Annotated in this window: 15 protein-coding genes; 6 read left to right on the top strand and 9 right to left on the bottom strand. The window is 71.5% G+C overall.

The features are described from left to right. Window positions 1–64: 64 nt before the first annotated feature. Complete coding sequence (gene ligA, locus ACFWPS_RS12830; RefSeq protein ID WP_383704124.1) at window positions 65–2,260, bottom strand: NAD-dependent DNA ligase LigA; 2,196 nt, start codon at window positions 2,258–2,260, stop codon at window positions 65–67. A 13-nt stretch (window positions 2,261–2,273) separates the two neighbouring features. After that, window positions 2,274–3,275: a methionine synthase gene (locus ACFWPS_RS12825; protein ID WP_383704122.1), complete on the bottom strand. Its 1,002-nt coding sequence runs from the start codon at window positions 3,273–3,275 to the stop codon at window positions 2,274–2,276. A 316-nt stretch (window positions 3,276–3,591) separates the two neighbouring features. On the opposite strand from ACFWPS_RS12825, the gene ACFWPS_RS12820 reads away from it, so the two are divergent. After that, window positions 3,592–4,785 (top strand): cytochrome P450, encoded by a 1,194-nt coding sequence (locus tag ACFWPS_RS12820; protein WP_383704120.1) that lies wholly within the window; start codon window positions 3,592–3,594, stop codon window positions 4,783–4,785. A gap of 156 nt (window positions 4,786–4,941) precedes the next feature. Further along, window positions 4,942–6,165: a cytochrome P450 gene (locus tag ACFWPS_RS12815; protein WP_383704118.1), complete on the top strand. Its 1,224-nt coding sequence runs from the start codon at window positions 4,942–4,944 to the stop codon at window positions 6,163–6,165. A gap of 11 nt (window positions 6,166–6,176) precedes the next feature. Here the strand turns inward: ACFWPS_RS12815 and ACFWPS_RS12810 are convergent, their stop codons facing one another. Next, complete coding sequence (locus ACFWPS_RS12810; protein ID WP_383704116.1) at window positions 6,177–6,878, bottom strand: SDR family oxidoreductase; 702 nt, start codon at window positions 6,876–6,878, stop codon at window positions 6,177–6,179. 16 nt (window positions 6,879–6,894) lie between these two features. Beyond that, window positions 6,895–7,434: a TIGR00730 family Rossman fold protein gene (locus ACFWPS_RS12805; protein WP_383704114.1), complete on the bottom strand. Its 540-nt coding sequence runs from the start codon at window positions 7,432–7,434 to the stop codon at window positions 6,895–6,897. 157 nt (window positions 7,435–7,591) lie between these two features. Here ACFWPS_RS12805 and ACFWPS_RS12800 point away from each other — a divergent pair, with 157 nt between their 5' ends. Further along, entirely contained in the window at window positions 7,592–7,918 is a 327-nt protein-coding gene (locus ACFWPS_RS12800; RefSeq protein ID WP_383704111.1) for a DUF427 domain-containing protein, read from the top strand. On the opposite strand, the gene mnmA is transcribed toward ACFWPS_RS12800, so the two are convergent. Next, the gene (gene mnmA, locus ACFWPS_RS12795) at window positions 7,894–9,030 is read right to left on the bottom strand and encodes a tRNA 2-thiouridine(34) synthase MnmA (protein WP_383704109.1); all 1,137 of its coding nucleotides are present in this window, start codon (window positions 9,028–9,030) and stop codon (window positions 7,894–7,896) included. The genes ACFWPS_RS12800 and mnmA overlap by 25 nt on opposite strands. Before the next feature lie 60 nt (window positions 9,031–9,090). Between mnmA and ACFWPS_RS12790 the strand changes: the two genes are divergently transcribed. Continuing rightward, window positions 9,091–9,753, top strand: coding sequence for an N-acetylmuramoyl-L-alanine amidase (locus ACFWPS_RS12790; protein WP_383704107.1), 663 nt, complete (start codon window positions 9,091–9,093; stop codon window positions 9,751–9,753). A gap of 223 nt (window positions 9,754–9,976) precedes the next feature. After that, window positions 9,977–11,608 (top strand): multicopper oxidase family protein, encoded by a 1,632-nt coding sequence (locus tag ACFWPS_RS12785; RefSeq protein WP_383704104.1) that lies wholly within the window; start codon window positions 9,977–9,979, stop codon window positions 11,606–11,608. 74 nt (window positions 11,609–11,682) lie between these two features. Here ACFWPS_RS12785 and ACFWPS_RS12780 read toward each other — a convergent pair whose 3' ends face one another. Together ACFWPS_RS12780 and ACFWPS_RS12775 are read right to left on the bottom strand one after the other, a co-directional pair. Next, a complete protein-coding gene (locus ACFWPS_RS12780) occupies window positions 11,683–12,816 on the bottom strand; it encodes an FG-GAP repeat domain-containing protein (protein WP_383704102.1) in 1,134 nt (377 codons plus the stop codon). 40 nt (window positions 12,817–12,856) lie between these two features. Beyond that, window positions 12,857–13,906, bottom strand: a complete 1,050-nt coding sequence (locus ACFWPS_RS12775) for a formylglycine-generating enzyme family protein (RefSeq protein ID WP_383704100.1) — start codon at window positions 13,904–13,906, stop codon at window positions 12,857–12,859. A gap of 323 nt (window positions 13,907–14,229) precedes the next feature. On the opposite strand from ACFWPS_RS12775, the gene ACFWPS_RS12770 reads away from it, so the two are divergent. Next, on the top strand, window positions 14,230–15,018 hold the full coding sequence (locus tag ACFWPS_RS12770) for an SDR family NAD(P)-dependent oxidoreductase (RefSeq protein WP_383704098.1): 789 nt from the start codon (window positions 14,230–14,232) through the stop codon (window positions 15,016–15,018). Between the two features lie 87 nt (window positions 15,019–15,105). Here the strand turns inward: ACFWPS_RS12770 and ACFWPS_RS12765 are convergent, their stop codons facing one another. Next, a complete protein-coding gene (locus ACFWPS_RS12765) occupies window positions 15,106–15,846 on the bottom strand; it encodes a GntR family transcriptional regulator (RefSeq protein WP_383704096.1) in 741 nt (246 codons plus the stop codon). 122 nt (window positions 15,847–15,968) lie between these two features. After that, entirely contained in the window at window positions 15,969–16,466 is a 498-nt protein-coding gene (locus ACFWPS_RS12760; protein ID WP_383704094.1) for a carboxymuconolactone decarboxylase family protein, read from the bottom strand. Window positions 16,467–16,476: the final 10 nt, after the last annotated feature.

Here is a 16,476-nt window from a genome sequence, read left to right as displayed (position 1 = left end):
TGCCCGATTGCGCCCCGGCCACCCGTATGCATCTGATATGCGCCGAACGGGTGGCCTTCAACCACTACTCCTCGGTCGGAAGGGCGACTTCGGCCGCCGCGTCCGGTCCCTGCTCCAAAAGGACGACAAATCCGTCCTCGTTCAGAACCGGAACCTTCAGCTGCATCGCCTTGTCGTACTTCGATCCGGGGTTGTCACCCACGACCACGAACGCTGTCTTCTTGGACACCGAGCCGGTCACCTTGGCCCCGCGGCTCTGCAGTGCGTCCTTGGCGCCGTCGCGCGTGTAGTGCTCCAGGGTTCCGGTCACGACGACGGTGAGGCCCTCCAGCGGGCGCGGCCCCTCGTCCTCTCCGGTGGACTCGTCCTCCAGCGGGACTCCAGCGGCCTTCCACTTTCGGATGATCTCGCGGTGCCACTCCTCGGCGAACCACTCCTTGAGCGCGGTCGCGATGATGCCGCCGACGCCGTCGATGCTCGACAGCTCCTCCTCGGTGGCCTGCTCGATGCGGTCGATGGAACGGAACTCGCGGGCCAGCGCCTGGGCGGCGACCGGCCCGACGTGCCGGATGGACAGGCCGTTGAGGAAGCGGGCGAGCGGGCGGGTCTTCGCCTCCTCGATCTTCTCCAGCAGCGCGAGGGTGTTCTTCTTGGGCTCGCCCTTCTGGTTGGCGAAGACCGTGACGACCTTCTCCTCGCCGGTCTTGGGGTCGCGCTTGGGCAGCCCGCTGTCCGGGTCCAGGACGTACGCCTTGATGGGCAGCAGCTTCTCGACGGTGAGGTCGAACAGGTCGCCCTCGTCGACCAGCGGCGGCTCGGCCGGCTCCAGCGGCCGGGTGAGCGCGGCCGCCGCGACCCCGCCGAAGTGCTCGATGTCCAGGCACTCGCGGCCCGCGAGGTAGGAGACACGCTCTCTCAACTGGGCGGGGCAGGTCCTGGCGTTGGGGCACCGCAGATCGATGTCGCCCTCCTTCATGGCCCGCAGCGGCGTCCCGCACTCGGGGCACTCGGCAGGCATCACGAACTCCCGCTCGCTGCCGTCCCGCAGGTCGACGACGGGGCCGAGGATCTCCGGGATGACGTCACCGGCCTTACGCAGCACCACCATGTCGCCGATCAGCACGCCCTTGGCCTTGACGACATCCTGGTTGTGCAGGGTGGCGAACTCCACCTCGCTGCCCGCCACGGTGACCGGCTCGACCTGGGCGTACGGCGTGACGCGCCCGGTGCGGCCGACACCCACCTTGATGTCGATCAGCCTGGTGTTGACCTCTTCCGGCGCGTACTTGTACGCGATCGCCCACCGGGGGGCACGGGCCGTCGAACCGAGGCGCCCCTGGAGGCGGATCTCGTCCAGCTTCACGACGACACCGTCGATCTCGTGCTCCACGGAGTGCCGGTTCTCGCCGTAGTAGGCGATGAACTCCCGTACGCCGTCGAGGTCGTCGACCACCCTGTTGTGCGGGGAGGTGGGCAGACCCCAGGTCTTGAGCAGGTCGTAGGCCTCGGAGAGCCGGCCGAGGCCCTCGAAGCCCTCCAGGGCGCCGATGCCGTGCACGACCATGTGCAGCGGGCGGGTGGCGGTGACCCGCGGGTCCTTCTGGCGCAGTGAACCGGCCGCCGCGTTGCGCGGGTTGGCGAACGGCTTGTCGCCGGCCGCGACCAGCCGTTCGTTGAGCTCGGCGAACTTCTCCATCGGGAAGTAGACCTCGCCGCGGATCTCGACCAGGTCGGGTACCCGCTCGCCGTTCAGCCGGTCCGGGATCTCGGCGATCGTACGGACGTTGAGCGTGATCTCGTCACCGGTGCGGCCGTCACCGCGGGTCGCCGCGCGGGTGAGACGGCCGTGCTCGTAGGTGAGGTTGACGGCGAGGCCGTCGACCTTCAGCTCGCACAGGAAGTGGTACTCCTGGTCGCCCAGTTCCCGGTGGATCCGCTCGGCCCAGGCGGCCAGGTCCTCGTCGTTGAACGTGTTGTCCAGCGACAGCATCCGCTCGCGGTGCTCGACCGCCGTGAACTCCGTCTCGTACGCCCCCGCGACCTTCTGGGTCGGCGAGTCGGGCGTGCGCAGCTCGGGGTACTCGTCCTCCAGCGCCTCCAGCGTCCTGAGGAGCTTGTCGAACTCCGCGTCGCTGATGACCGGAGCGTCCTTCGCGTAGTACCGGAAGCGGTGCTCCTCGATCTGCTCAGCGAGCCGCGCGTGCTTCTCCCGTGCCTCGGCGGGCACTGCCGTCTCCGCCTGCTGCTTGTCGCCGGCCACCGTTTTCCTCCCGTTACTCTGGGTTGTCCGCGAGTGATCTCGCCGCCCGGACGCAGTGGGCGAGCGCCTGCCGGGCGTACGCGGGGGAAGCGCCCGCCAGCCCGCACGCCGGGGTGACCGTGACGGACTCCGCGAGAAGTCCCGGTCGCAGCCCCAGCCTGCGCCACAGCGTCCTGACACCCATGACGCTACCGGCAGGGTCTGACAATGCCGTGTCCGTGCCCGGCACGACACCGACGAAGAGCCGGGTCCCCGCTTCCACCGCTTCACCGATCACGTCGTCGTCACGTTCGGTGAGGAGCGAGAAGTCGAAGGAGACGGCGGCCGCTCCGGCTCGGCGGAGCAGGGCGAAGGGGACGTCGGGGGCGCAGGAGTGGACGACGACCGGGCCGTCGGCGTGCACGCCGAGCACGTCGCGCAGGGTGGATTCGACGATCTGGCGGTCGACGGCGCGGTGGGTGCGGTAGCCGGAGGCGCTCTTCACCTGGCCGCGCAGCACAGCGGTGAGGGACGGCTCGTCGAGCTGGAGCACCAGATGGGCGCCGGGGACGCGGCGCTGCATCTCGGCCAGGTGGAGCCGCAGGCCCTCGGTGAGGGAGGCGGCCAGGTCACGGCAGGCTCCGGGATCGGAGAGGACCGACTCGCCGTTCCGCAGCTCCAGGGCGGCGGCGAGGGTCCAGGGGCCGACCGCCTGCACCTTCAGCGGACCCTCGTACTCCTGGGTGAACTCCTCCAGTGCGTCCAGGTCCTCGCCCAGCCAGGACCGGGCCCGCCGGGTGTCCCGGCCCGGCCGGTCGCCGAGCCGCCAGCCGCTGGGCTCCACGCGCGCGTACAGCTCGACGAGCAGGCCCGCGGTGCGGCCGATCATGTCGGCGCCGGGGCCGCGGGCGGGCAGCTCGGGCAGGAAGGGGAAGTCCTCGAAGCTGCCGGTCGCGGTCTTGGCGGCCTCGCGGGCGTCGGTGCCGGGAAGCGAGCCGACACCTGTGGCGGGGCCGAAGTCGGAGATTGCGTTCACGTGAGGAGCCTAAGCGGGGCGGGCGGGGCGATGTGCGGCCGCACCACCCGGAACGCACCACCCGGAGCGCATCACCCGGAACGCATCACCCGGAACGCACCGCCGACAGGGCCCGGCGGACCGCTGGGCACATCGCACCATTCACCCCACTCATTCCGCTCGCCCCATTCGTTCCGCTCAACGGCACAACGGGCGACAGGGCGCGGCCCGCTCCGCAGGCTGGATCCGTCGGCCGGGGCGCCCCGCGCGGCACCGCAGACCGGCTTCCGCGGCTCTCCGCAGACCGCGGCCCCACCACCGCTCAGGGAGGACACCCATGACGTCGTCGCCGCACCGTCCCGTGCCCGGCGCCACCGGATCGTCCGGCCGGCACGGCGACGAGCTCTCCTTGCTGAAGGCGGAGTTCGAGGACGGGTCCGACGTGTGGCGCTCGGCGCTGGGCGGTGCGGTGTGCGTGGCCGACCCGGAGGCGGCGCGGGCGGTGATGGGCAACCGGCACGGTGTCGTCGCGGAGACCTCGGACTTCTACCACCACCGGCACGGCGTCTTCGGGCCGCGCTCGGCACAGCTCACGATCGGCCGCGCGGCCCGGAGTCTCGTACAGCGTCATCTTCTGGAGCACCGGGCCGACCTGCCCCGGCTGGTCGCCGAGCGGCTGGCACCGCGCAGCGAGTGGCCGGACGCCGGGAACCTGCTCGTCCTGCGACATCTGCGGGACGTGCTGCTGCACCCGGACGCACCGCCCCACCTGCACCGGACGGTGGAGGCGATCGTCGCCCGCGCGGTGCTGGCCGGTGCCCGGCGGCGCCACTCCGCGCCGTCCCGGCTGCTGTTCCGGCGTCGTGCGCTGCACGCCCTGCACACGGAGATACGGGCCCGGCAGCGCGCGGCACGGCCGCTGGACCACCCGGCGGGGCCGCGCGACCTCGTCGACGTCGTCGTCGGCGGGGGCGGCCCGGACGCGGATCCGCGCGAACTCGTCGAGGTCTACCTGTCGTTCCTGTTCGCCACGGCCGGGTCGATCGGGTTCGCGCTCGGCTGGTCGGTGCTCCTGCTGGGCACGCACCCGGACCGGGCCGCCGCGAACCCGGGCCGGACCGTCCGCGAGGCACTGCGGCTGTGGCCGGTGGCGTGGCTGTTCGCCCGCACCCCGAGCCGCGCGCAGGAGCTGGGCGGCACGTCGGTCACGCCCCGGGACCGGCTGATGGTGTGCAGCTACCTGGTGCACCGGCACCCCGGCTACTGGGAGCGGCCCGACGAGTTCGTCCCGGAGCGCTGGGCCGAGGGCGCGCCCGACGGGGCCTACCTGCCGTTCGGTCTCGGTCCGCACACCTGTGCCGGCGCGACCGTCACCGTACGGCTGCTGGAGGACCTGGTGGACCTCCTCACCCGTGACTGGCGGGTGTCGGTCACCCCTGACGGCGGCGGGCCCCAGGTGGGTCCGGCGCTGGCTCCGCCGCGGTTCACCGCGGTGCTGAGCCGTCCCGACGGCTGTCCCGAGAGGGGGTGACGAGCATGCGCGCGCTGTACCTCAAGACGAAGTCGGTCCTCAACGTCCGACGCACGTACGGGCAGTTCTGGTACCTGTACCACCACATCTGACCGGCCCGCGCGGGGAGGCGACAGCCGGTCGGCTCCCCGCGCTCCCACGAGGGGAACGCCCACGATGACCACCCCGCAGCACCCCGAGGACTTCCTGAGTGCCATGCGGCGGCGCAGCGCCCGGGAGGACGGGATCTTCTGGGCCGACGACCAGCGGCTCGGGGTCTTCGAGCCGGAGGCGGCCCGCCGGGTCAGCGCCGTCAACTGGCAGCGGTACGTCATGCACGACCGGCTGGTCGACATGGTGCGCCGGCGGCGCAGCCCCGAGATGCGGTGGAGCCGGATCCGCTCCGCCTGGATGACCCAGCTGCACGCCCTCGCGACGGAGGAGCAGCACGGCCTGCTGATCGAGCGCATGGAGCGGGTGCTGGACGCGCGGACCGGGCAGGACACCGACCTGACCATGCTGATGCAGGACGTGGCGCTGCGGTCGCTGCTGCCCGTCGCGCTCGGCGGGCTCACCGGCGCCGAGGCGGATCTGGTCCGCCGGGACCTGGAGATGAAGCTGGCGCGGCTGGTGTCGCCCGCGCCGGGCGGCGTCCTGCACCACCTGCGGCACGTCGCCGTCCAGGTGCGGGCCGGGCTGGTGGTGCGCCGGGTGCTGCGGCAGCGCGCCGGTGGCCGGCGCGGGCGTGAGCCGGACCTCGCCGACCCCTTCGTGGACCTGCTGCCGGAGCTCGGCATGGACCGCGCGCTGGACGTGGTGACCACCGTGCTCACCGCCATCGGGGGTCCGCCCGGGACCGCCGCCGCGAGCGTGCTGTACGAGTTCGTCCGGCAGCCCGAGTGGCAGCGCCGGCTCGAAGCCGAGCTGAGCGCCGTGGACCCGGTGGAGTTCCGTACGGCGCCCACCAGGGTCGCCCCGGTCACCCACCGGTTCGTGAAGGAGGTGCTGCGGATGTGGAGCCCGCCGCTGCTGCTGGTGCGCCGCTCCACGTTCGGGTTCGACCTGGGGAAGACCCGGCTGGAGCCGGGGCAGTGGTATCTGCTGAGCCCGCATCTGATCCACCGTGACGAGCGGGTCTGGAAACAGCCCGACGTGTTCGACCCGGACCGTTTCCTGCCGGGCGCGCCGCACGGTCCGGCCGACCGGACCTGTTACGTGCCGTTCGGCTGGGCGCCGAAGAAGTGCATCGGCGCGAACATCGCCGTCGTCCAGCTGATGGCCCTGTGCCACCTGCTGTGCACCCGCTACCGGCTGACCGTGGCGGATCCGGAGGCGGTCACGATGGCCCTGCGGTTCGCGCCGGTGCCGGAGAACTTCCGGGGCCGGCTGACGCTGCGGTGAGCCCCGCCGCCCTACTGGCCGGGCAGCGGGCCGGGGCGCACGGTGAGGTCGTTGATCTCCGCGTCCCTCGGCAGGTCCAGGGCGGTCAGGACGGTGGTCGCCACGGACTCCGGGGCGATCCACCGCGCCGGGTCGTACTCCTTGCCCTCCTGCTGGTGGACCTTCGCCTGCATCGGGCTCGCGGTGCGGCCCGGGTAGACCGAGGTGACCCGGACGCCGTTGCCGTGCTCCTCGGCGCGGAGGGAGTCGGCCAGGGCCTTCAGGCCGTGCTTGGAGGCCGCGTACGCCGACCAGCCCGCGTGCGCGTTGAGTCCCGCGCCGGAGTTCACGAACAGCACATGGCCGTGGGCTACGCGGAGCTGGGGCAGGAAGTGGCGGGTCAGCTCGGCCGGTGCGATCAGGTTGACGTTGAGCTGGTGGCGCCAGGACTTCGGGGTCAGCTCGCCGACCTCGCCCAGGTCGACGACGCCCGCGATGTGCAACAGCGAGTCCACGCGGTCCGGGAGGGTCTGGTGGGAGAAGGCCCAGGAGAGCTTGTCCGGGTCCGCCAGGTCGCCGACCAGGGTGCGGGCGCCGGGGAACTCGGCGGCCAGTTCCTTGGCGCGGCCCGCGTCGCGCGCGTGCAGCACGAGTTCGTCCCCGCGCGCGTGCAGGCGGCGGGCCACGGCGGCGCCGATGCCGGAACCGGCGCCGGTGATCACATGAGTTGCCATGGGGCCCATGCTCGCATCAGCGGGCGCCGAGACCCTGCTCCAGGCGGGCCAGGGCCTGTGCCGGTTCCTCGGCGAAGAACATCAGCTCCGCCAGGGGGCGGGGCAGGAAGCCCTCCGCCTCCATGCGGTGGAACTGTTCCTTCAGGCCGTCGTAGAAGCCGGCGGTGTTGAGCAGGACGACGGGCTTGTCGGTGCGGCCGTGCTTCTTCAGCTCCAGGATCTCGGTGGCCTCGTCGAGCGTGCCGGTCCCGCCGACCATGATGACCACGGCGTCGGCCTTCTCCAGGAGGAGCCGCTTGCGCTCCGCGAGGTCGGCCGCGATGAGCATCTCGTCGGCGCCGGGGCGGGCCTTGTTGGCGAGGAAGCCGACGGAGACGCCGATCAGCTTGCCGCCGGCTTCCTGGACGCCGTCGGCGACGACCTTCATGAGGCCGACGTTGGAGCCGCCCCAGACGAGGGTGTGGCCGCCCTTGCCGATCAGTTTCGCGAAGTCGCGGGCGGGGCGGGTGTAGCGGTCGTCGAGATCTGCCGCGGAGAGGAAGACACAGATTCGCATGGGGTCAGGGTAGGCGTTGACCGTTGGCGGCTGCGGGTGCGTTGTGGCTGGTCGCGCCCACGCGGCGGAGCCGCAAATCAAATACAGCCCCGCGCCCCTGAAGGGGCACTCCACCGAGCGTTGGGAACAAGTAGGCGTTCGCCAGCGTCACCCTTACATGGCCTCAGGACACACGATCACCATCGAGAACAGTGACCAGCACGTCCGTGTCACGCACGGGGACCTGGTCCTCGCCGAGAGCGACCGGCCCCTCATCCTGCGTGAGACGGGATCGCCCGTGCGCTACTACATCCCCGCAGAGGACGTCCGGCTGGACCTCCTCACGCCCTCCGAGACGCACACCGTCTGTCCCTTCAAGGGGACCGCCTCCTACTGGTCCCTGCCGGACGCGCCGGACCTGGTCTGGGCGTACCCCGAGCCGAAGGCCGACGTCGCCCAGATCAAGGACCACCTCTGCTTCTACGAGGTGGACGTCACCGGCTGACGCCGGACCGTCGAGGCGATCGTCGCCGAGCCGACGACGCGGGTGTCGTCGTACAGGACGATCGCCTGGCCGGGGGCGACGCCGCGGACCGGCTCGGTGAACGTGACGTGCAGTTCGCCGTCGGTCAGCGCCGCGCTCACCTCGGTCTCGCCGCCGTGGGCGCGGAGCTGGGCGGTGTAGACGCCGGGGCCGGTGGGGGCGGCGCCGCACCAGCGGGGCTTGATCGCCGTCAGGCCGGTCACGTCGAGGGCGTCGGCCGGGCCGACCGTCACCGTGTTGTTCACCGGCGAGATGTCGAGGACGTAGCGCGGCTTGCCGTCGGCGGCGGGGGTGCCGATGCGCAGGCCCTTGCGCTGGCCGATGGTGAAGCCGTACGCGCCCTCGTGGGTGCCGAGCTTCGCGCCCGTCTCGTCGACGATGTCGCCCTCGGCCTTGCCGAGCCGCTGGGCGAGGAAGCCCTGGGTGTCGCCGTCGGCGATGAAGCAGATGTCGTGCGAGTCGGGCTTCTTGGCGACCGCGAGGCCCCGGCGCTCGGCCTCGGCGCGGATCTCGTCCTTGGTGGTGAGGGTGTCGCCGAGCGGGAAGAGGGCGTGGGCGAGCTGCCTGTCGTCCAGGACGCCGAGGACGTACGACTGGTCCTTCGCCATGTCGGAGGCGCGGTGCAGTTCGCGGGAGCCGTCGGGGAGCGTCACGATCTTCGCGTAGTGGCCGGTGCAGACGGCGTCGAAGCCCAGGGCGAGGGCCTTGTCGAGCAGGGCCGCGAACTTGATCTTCTCGTTGCAGCGCAGGCACGGGTTGGGGGTGCGGCCCGCCTCGTACTCGGCGACGAAGTCCTCCACGACGTCCTCGCGGAAGCGGTCGGCGAGGTCCCAGACGTAGAACGGGATGCCGATGACGTCGGCGGCGCGGCGGGCGTCGCGGGAGTCCTCGATGGTGCAGCAGCCCCGGGCGCCCGTACGGAAGGACTGCGGGTTCGCGGAGAGCGCGAGGTGGACGCCGGTGACGTCGTGGCCGGCCTCGGCCGCGCGGGCGGCGGCGACGGCGGAGTCCACGCCGCCCGACATGGCGGCGAGGACGCGGAGGGGGCGGATGCGCTGCGGGGTGTCAGTCATAGCCCCTCCAGGGTACGGGGGCGCGGGAACCGGGGCCCGCGAGTATCCGTTGGAGATCGCATGGGGGCACATCAGACAGCGGCGGGGGATCGGGACCGGCGGATCGGACGGCGGGCGCTGCTGGTCGGCGGGGCGGCGGCGGCCGCGGGCACGGTGGCGCTGACCAGGGACGAGCTGTCGCGGCTGTACTGGCGGCTGCCGGGAGTGAGCAAGGCGCGGGTGGCGGGCGCGGTGGACTTCAGGACCGCACGCTGGGTGGCGGCGTCCCCGGCGAACTACCGGACGGCGGACCGGCCGGCCGACTACCCGATCGACCGGGTGGTCATCCATGTCACCCAGGGCGGCTACGCGAGCGCGGTGAAGGCCTTCCAGGACCCGGCGCACCAGGCCGCGGCGCACTACATCGTGCGCAAGGACGGGCGGATCACCCAGCTGGTCCGCGAGCTGGACGTGGCGTTCCACGCGGGGAACCGGTCGTACAACGAGCGCAGTGTCGGGATCGAGCACGAAGGGTTCGTGGACCGCCCGGAGGACTTCACCGACGCGATGTACGCGGCCTCGGCGCGGCTGACGGCCGCGATATGCCGGCGGTACGGCATGGCGATGGACCGCGAGCACGTGATCGGTCATGCGCAGGTGCCGGGGACGGATCACACCGACCCGGGAGAGCACTGGGACTGGGGTCGCTACATGGGGCTTGTTCGGCGCGTCGGACAGGCCTGACACCCGGTTCCACCTGTGACTTAATCGTTATCCTGTGGCTGCGCTGCACGTTGTCTGTGTCCGTTGCGTCCCGCACCTATGGCGCCAGCTGCGTCTGCTCAACTCGGCGCTTTTTCAAGGGAGTTAAGCATTACCAGGATCCATGGCCGCCTCACAGTTCCGCCGGTTCGCTCCTAACTTCGCCTCAGATTTCGCACAGACCCCAGGACAAACATCCGGGGCCATGACCCACACCACAGATCCCGCCTTCGAGGCGAACCGAGAAGAAGAGCAGGTCACCGGCGGCGGCAGGCGCCGTCGCGCCAAGGGCGCGAAGGACTCCAAGGCGGAGCACTCCAAGGCGGAGCGCACCACGGACGCCGAGCACTCCAAGGAGGGAACGGCCAAGCGCGGCAAGGGCGTTCACCGCCGGAAGTTCCTCGGCGGCATGGCCGGGGTCGGTCTGGGCGCCGTCGCCGCGGCCGGCGCGTCCTTCGCCCTGCTGACCGACGCGAAGGGCAACAAGGCCGGCGCGGCCACCAACACCGCCACCCTGAACATCCCGGACCTCCTGGAGGGCACCACCTCCGACAGCACCACCACCTTCACGCTGGAGGCGAAGACCGGCAGCGCCGAGGTGCTCAGCGGCGTCACCAGCACCACCGCGGGCTACAACCAGTCGTTCCTCGGCCCGACCATGAAGTGGACCAAGGGCGACGTCGTCCTGCTCAACATCACCAACAGCCTGGGCGAGGACACCACGGTCCACTTCCACGGCGCGCACGTCCCGCCCAAGATGGACGGCGGTCCCCAGGTCGCCTTCGCCGACGGAGAGACCTGGTCGCCGACCTTCACGGTCAAGGACGACCCGACGACGCTCTGGTACCACCCGCACGCGCTGGGCACCACGGCGAAGCAGGCGGTGCACGGCCTGGCCGGCATGATCATCGTCGAGGACAGCGACGACACCAGCGCAGCGCTGCCCAGCACCTACGGCACGGACGACATCCCGCTGATCTTCCAGTGTCTGGCCGTCGACAGCGCCGGCGACATCAAGTACGACGTCACCGGCTACCTCACCAGCGGCCTGAGCTTCCCGCTGCTGGTCAACGGCACCAACGTCGACGACACCACGCTCACCTTCACCGCGACCAAGACCCGGACCCGGTTCCGGCTGCTCAACGCCTCGCCGTCGGACATCATCACCATCCAGCGCAGCGACGGCGGCACCATGACGCAGATCTCCACCGACCAGGGCTACCTGGCCGAGGCGGCGGACGTGACCACGATCCGGCTGGTGGCCGGCGCCCGCGCCGAGATGGTCATGGACATGTCGGACGACGTCACCCTCCAGGCGGTCATCACCACCGGCTGGATCCGCGGCGGCAGCGGCACGTACGACTTCCTTGCGGTCACCGCGAGCGGCACCGACACCCCGTCCGACCTGCCCAGCTCGCTGCGGACCATCGACCGGTACGACACCAGCAGCTTCACGGCCCGCACGATCACCCTCGGCAACACCGGCGGCACCATGCTGATCGACGGCAAGGCCGGCACCAGCATGGACTCCATGACCATGATCAGCACCACGCTGGGGTCCAAGGAGATCTGGACGATCAAGAACAGCACGCAGTTGGAACACTCGTTCCACCTGCACGACGTGCCGTACCAGCTGATCTCCATCAACGGCGCGGATCCGACCGGCGTCGAACTCGGCTGGTACGACACGTACGAGGTGGTCGGCGGCGGCTCCATCGTGATCGCCATGGAGTTCACGGACTTCTCCGACAGCACGTACATGTACATGCTCCACTGCCATCTGCTGCAACACGAGGACGAGGGCATGATGGCGGCCCTCATGGTGACGGACAGCTAGTGGCCGCTCGGGCCTCCTGAGCAGGCTGCCGCCGGCAGTGGAAGTGCCGGCGGCAGCCGTTCGCGAGGTTCCGGTCACCGACAGCTCCCCCGGAACACATCGACCTGGCCGCCCGTGCTGTCCGCCACCACGAGGTCGCGGACGCCGTCGCCGTCCAGGTCGGCCGCCGTCGCGTCGTAGGCGCCGGTGGCAGGCACGTCGGTCAGCCGGGTGAGGGTACCCGAGCCGTCGCCCGTGTACGGCGTGACCGAGTTGCCCTGAAGAGAAGAGACCAGCAGATCCGTGGTGCCGTCCCCGTCCAGGTCGGCGGCGCCCACGGCGACCGGCAGCGCGGGCGTGCTGTAGGTGGTGGCCGCACCGAAGGTGCCGTCACCGTTGCCCGGCAGCACGTCCAGGGTGTCGGCGCCGTTGCTCACCGTGGCCAGGTCGAGGCTGCCGTCACCGTCGAAGTCGCCCTCTGCGAGGGAGTAGAGGCGGGCGGTGGCGGCGTACTCGGTGGCGGCACCCAGGGCTCCGGTGCCGTCACCGAGGAGCACGCTCACCCCGTCGGCGCCCACGCTCGCCGTGGCCACGTCGGCAGCGCCGTCGCCGTCGAAGTCACCGACGACGATGCCGTGCGGCTGGCTTCCGGTGGCGGTCCGGCCGGCGTCCGTGAAGGTGCCGTCCCCGTTGCCGAGCAGCACCCGCACGGTGCTGGTCTGCTGCTCGGCCACCACCAGGTCGGCCAGGCCGTCACCGTTCAGATCACCGGTGGCGAGCGCCCGGGGCGAACCGGAGACGTCGATCGCCGCGGCCGTACCGAAGGTGCCGTCGCCGGCGTTCGGCAACACACTCACCTGGGCGCCGCCGAAGTCGGCGGTCGCGAGGTCCGGATGCCCGTCGCCGTCGAAGTCGGCGACCACCGTCTGGTACGGGTGTGTCCCGACCGCGTAGGTGCTGCCCGCCCCCAACGTCCCGTCCCCCGCACCGGGCAGCACGGTCACCGAGTCGCCTTCGAGGTTGGTGGCGACCACGTCCACCACGCCGTCGCCGTTCAGGTCGCCGGTGACGACATGCCGGGTGTTGGTGTCGGCGGTGGCGGAACCGGTGAGGGTGTACGACGGGTCGCAGCCGGTCGCGTCGGCGGCCACGGCGGGGATCGCGGGCAGTGCTCCGCCGAGGAGCAGCCCACCGGCCACGGCGATCCGCAGGCAGAGCTGCCGGTTCATGCCGTACCGCCTTTCGTCTCGGGTGAGGTCATCGATCCGCTCAGCTCTGGTCGGCGGCGACCCGGAAGCCGACCGTGGGGTAGCCGCCGCTGCCGTCGCGGCCCTCGCCGCGGTAGTGGGTGGTGCAGCTGCGCCCTGTCGCGTACCAGGAGCCGCCGCGCACGGCGTTGACGTCCAGACCGGCCTCCTGGCCGTTGGTGGCGGTGACCACGCTGGAGGTCCACTCGAAGCAGTTGCCGGCCATGTCGTAGGCGCCGTACACGCTGACACCGTCCGGGTACGCGCCCACGGCCGAGGTGAGTCCGCCGGTCGCCATCAGCGCGTCGAAGAGGTCCGTGTAGACGAACCCGGTCCAGGTGTCGTGGTCGATCCAGCCGGTCACCCCGCCGGTGGCGGTGACGGTGAGGATCTCGGAGACCGGCTCGCTCTCGCCGTACCGGGTGGACTCCGGGCTGTCGTAAGTGGCCTCGGTGGAGCCGTAGTTCGCGAGGTAGTACGCGGCGCACACCGCGTTGTAGTTGTAGTTGCTGGTGAGCACGGGGGCCGTGTAGGTCGTCCCGGCCGTGGTGCCCCACGGGTAGGCGTAGGAGTCGGGGCCGCGGGCCGCGCTCTCCCACTCGGCCTCGGTCGGCAGTCGGAAGGTCCAGCCGTCCGCCTGCCCGGTGAGCCAGTCGCAGAAGGCCTCGGCGTCCGCCAACGCGACCTCCAGGACCGGGTGTTGCTCCTTGCCGGTGGGGACCGTGCCGTCGTCCCAGTAGGACGGGACGGTGTGGCCGGCACCCGCGTCCGTGTCGAGGAAGGCCGCGTACTGGGCGTTGGTGACCTGGTGGGCCCCCAGCCAGTAGGCCGAGTCGACCGGCGAGGCCTCGCCGGCGCCGGTGGTGTTGGACAGGTCGGCCGTGAACACGAAGTCCGGGTCCGCGGGGGCCGGCACCAGGATCTGCCCGGCGACGGTGGCCGGGTCGGCCGCGGCGGCCGGAGCCGTACCGAGGAGCGACACCCCGAACAGCGGCGCGGCGGCCGAGGCTCCGGCGACTTGCAGCAACTTCCTTCTGCCGAACGGCTGTCGGTGCGGTGGTACGACGGTCATGGGGCGGCCCTCCGTCGACTCGATGGCTGGGGCGGCCGGCCACGCGGCATTTCAGGGGGACAGCGCGCCGCGTGACCGGCCCTTCAACGGAACGTAAAGTGCGCGCCTTTGCTCCGGCCAATGCCGGCCTGTGACTTCTCTGGACGCGTTCACACAGGTTCCACGCCGGATGCGCGATCCTTCCCGTCGAGCCCGCAGTCTGCCCGAAGAGACGCGCAGTGTCGACACCTAGGGCTGTGAATGCCACAAGCCCCCTTGACCGAGCCTTACTGTCGACACTAGACAGGTGATGAAGGACCTTCCCACGCGACGAGGAGAACGTCATGACCGATCCCCGGGCCGGACAACGACTCTTGGGCAAGGTCGCTCTCGTGACCGGTGCGGGCGCGGGGATCGGCCAGGGCTGCGCGCTGCTCTTCGCCGAGCAGGGCGCGACCGTGGTCGGCTGCGACATCGACGCGGACGCGGCCGGACGCACCCGGAAACTGGCCGCCGAACGCGGGGTGAAGGTCGACGTCATGGCCCCGCTGGACATGACGGTCGAGGAGGACGCCCGGCGCTGTGCGGACACCGTGTTCGAGCGGCACGGCCGGATCGACGTCCTGGTGACGGCGGGCGCGATCGCCCCGCACATGGCGAGCGCCGCGGAGATGGACTTCGGCGCGCAGTGGACGCCGACCCTGCGCGGCGAGGTCGACGTGGTGTTCCTGCCGGTACGGGCCGCCTGGCCGCACCTGGTGGCCTCCGGCGGCGGCTCGATCGTCAACTTCGCCTCGGTGAACGCCTTCCGGGGCAGCGGCACCTTCGGCATGGTGGCGCACTGTGCGGGCAAGTCGGCGGTGCTCGGCCTGACCCGCCAGCTGGCCGTGGAGGGCGGACCGTCCGGGATCCGGGCCAACACCATCTCGCCCGGCATGGTGCGCACCCCGGCCACCGAGTCGGCCGGCGCGCACGAGGGAGCCGCCCGGGCGGCCCTGCTGGCCCGTATCCCGCTGGGCCGGGTGGGCACGCCGGAGGACATCGCCTGGTGCGCGGTCTATCTGGCGTCCGACGAGTCCGCGTGGGTCACCGGCGGCAACTTCCCGGTGGACGGCGGCGTGCTGGCGAAGTGAGGGGACCCCGGGCACCGGCGAAAGCCAGGGGGACCCGGGCACCGGCGACGCGAGGGTCCCCGGGCCGCCTCCGGGATCCCCGGGCCGTCACGTCGACGGGGTGCGCCGCCGGCGTGACGGCTTGCAGCCGGCCTCCTGCTCCTGGATCTGCTCCTCGACCGAACGCAGCGCCCGGACGGTCGCCCCCGCGATCAGCGCGGAGGCCAGCTCGCCGTCGCGCTCCTCGCAGGCCTGCATCAGCCGCTCCTGGTCGTCGACGCTGTAGGCGAGCCGGCCGGGGCGGGTCAGGCTGAGGTGGCGGAGCATGAGGGTGCGCAGCGCCAGGGAGTCGAGGATCTGCTTGAGGGTGGCGTTGCCGACGATCTCGGTCATCCGCTCCTGGAGCTGCACATGGCTCCAGAAGTACGCGTCCACGTCGCCCTCGTCGGCCAGTCCGCGCATCTTCTCGACCCGGCCGCGCAGCTCGCCGACCTCCTCGTCGGTGGCCCGCTCCACCAGCAGGGCGGCGAGCATCGCCAGGAGCTGGCGCCGGACCTGGTAGATGTCCCGGATGTCCTGGAGGGAGGGCGCGGCGACCCGGGGCCGGCGGCGCGCCTTCATCTCGACCAGGCCCTCCTGCTCCAGGACCATCAGGGCCTCGCGCACGGGGGTCCGGCTGGTGTCGAACCGACGTGACAGGTCGACGCTGTTGAGGTCCTGGCCCGCGGCCAGCCGCCCCTCGATGATCCCGGCGCCCACCCACTCCGCGATCTGCGCGACCAACGGCTCCCGCCGGTCCCGCAGCCGCAGCAGGCGGGCGAGCACGACATGCGTGTCCTGATCGGTCATCCGGCGGCCTCCCGGTCCGTGCCCGGCCCGGTGCCGGGTTCACAGCGGATCCATCGGTGTCGACACTATCGCACCCCGGAGCCGCCCAGAACACCGGTCGCCGCCTGTCTGTCGACAGCCGTCTAGGGCTGGACGTCCAGCGCGACCAGGAACCGGGACACCATGTTGTACACCGCCACGGTCGCCGTCAGTTCGACGAGCCCGGTCTCGTCGAAGTCGGCGCGCAGGGCGTCGAACACCGGGTCCGGGACCTCGACGTCCCGGGTCAGCGCGTCGGTGTAGGCGATGACCCGCGCGATGCGTCCCTCGAACTCCGGCTTCTCCTTGCGCACTTCGGCCAGCTGCCCGTCGTCCGCCCCGGCCCGCCGTGCCTCCGGCTCGTGCGCCGCCCATTCGTACGGCGCCCGGTTGAGGACCGCGATCCGCAGGATGACCAGTTCCCGGAGGTCGGCGGGCAGCGACATCCGCTCCCGTACGGCGCCGAGCAGGCTGTTCCAGCCGTCGGCCACCGGCGGGCTGTGCAGCAGCAGTCGGTCGAGCGGATGCAGACTGCCGCCGCGCCGGGCGCGGACGCGGTCGGCGATCTCGCCGCTGCCTTCGGTGCCGGGGAGTCGTGCCATGGGATGCGGA

Source organism: Streptomyces sp. NPDC058457 (assembly GCF_042720695.1).
GTDB lineage: Bacteria > Actinomycetota > Actinomycetes > Streptomycetales > Streptomycetaceae > Streptomyces.
This window is presented reverse-complemented; position numbering and strand designations above follow the sequence as displayed.

Bases quoted from the DNA above. Each gene is read 5' to 3' on its own strand.
- ACFWPS_RS12775 (WP_383704100.1), bottom strand. From the start codon at position 13,906: ATGACCGTCGTACCACCGCACCGACAGCCGTTCGGCAGAAGGAAGTTG.
- ACFWPS_RS12790 (WP_383704107.1), top strand. From the start codon at position 9,091: ATGGGGGCACATCAGACAGCGGCGGGGGATCGGGACCGGCGGATCGGA.
- ACFWPS_RS12765 (WP_383704096.1), bottom strand. From the start codon at position 15,846: ATGACCGATCAGGACACGCATGTCGTGCTCGCCCGCCTGCTGCGGCTG.
- ACFWPS_RS12780 (WP_383704102.1), bottom strand. From the start codon at position 12,816: ATGAACCGGCAGCTCTGCCTGCGGATCGCCGTGGCCGGTGGGCTGCTC.
- ACFWPS_RS12815 (WP_383704118.1), top strand. From the start codon at position 4,942: ATGACCACCCCGCAGCACCCCGAGGACTTCCTGAGTGCCATGCGGCGG.
- ACFWPS_RS12760 (WP_383704094.1), bottom strand. From the start codon at position 16,466: ATGGCACGACTCCCCGGCACCGAAGGCAGCGGCGAGATCGCCGACCGC.
- ACFWPS_RS12785 (WP_383704104.1), top strand. From the start codon at position 9,977: ATGACCCACACCACAGATCCCGCCTTCGAGGCGAACCGAGAAGAAGAG.
- mnmA (WP_383704109.1), bottom strand. From the start codon at position 9,030: ATGACTGACACCCCGCAGCGCATCCGCCCCCTCCGCGTCCTCGCCGCC.
- ACFWPS_RS12820 (WP_383704120.1), top strand. From the start codon at position 3,592: ATGACGTCGTCGCCGCACCGTCCCGTGCCCGGCGCCACCGGATCGTCC.
- ACFWPS_RS12810 (WP_383704116.1), bottom strand. From the start codon at position 6,878: ATGGCAACTCATGTGATCACCGGCGCCGGTTCCGGCATCGGCGCCGCC.
- ACFWPS_RS12805 (WP_383704114.1), bottom strand. From the start codon at position 7,434: ATGCGAATCTGTGTCTTCCTCTCCGCGGCAGATCTCGACGACCGCTAC.
- ACFWPS_RS12770 (WP_383704098.1), top strand. From the start codon at position 14,230: ATGACCGATCCCCGGGCCGGACAACGACTCTTGGGCAAGGTCGCTCTC.
- ACFWPS_RS12800 (WP_383704111.1), top strand. From the start codon at position 7,592: ATGGCCTCAGGACACACGATCACCATCGAGAACAGTGACCAGCACGTC.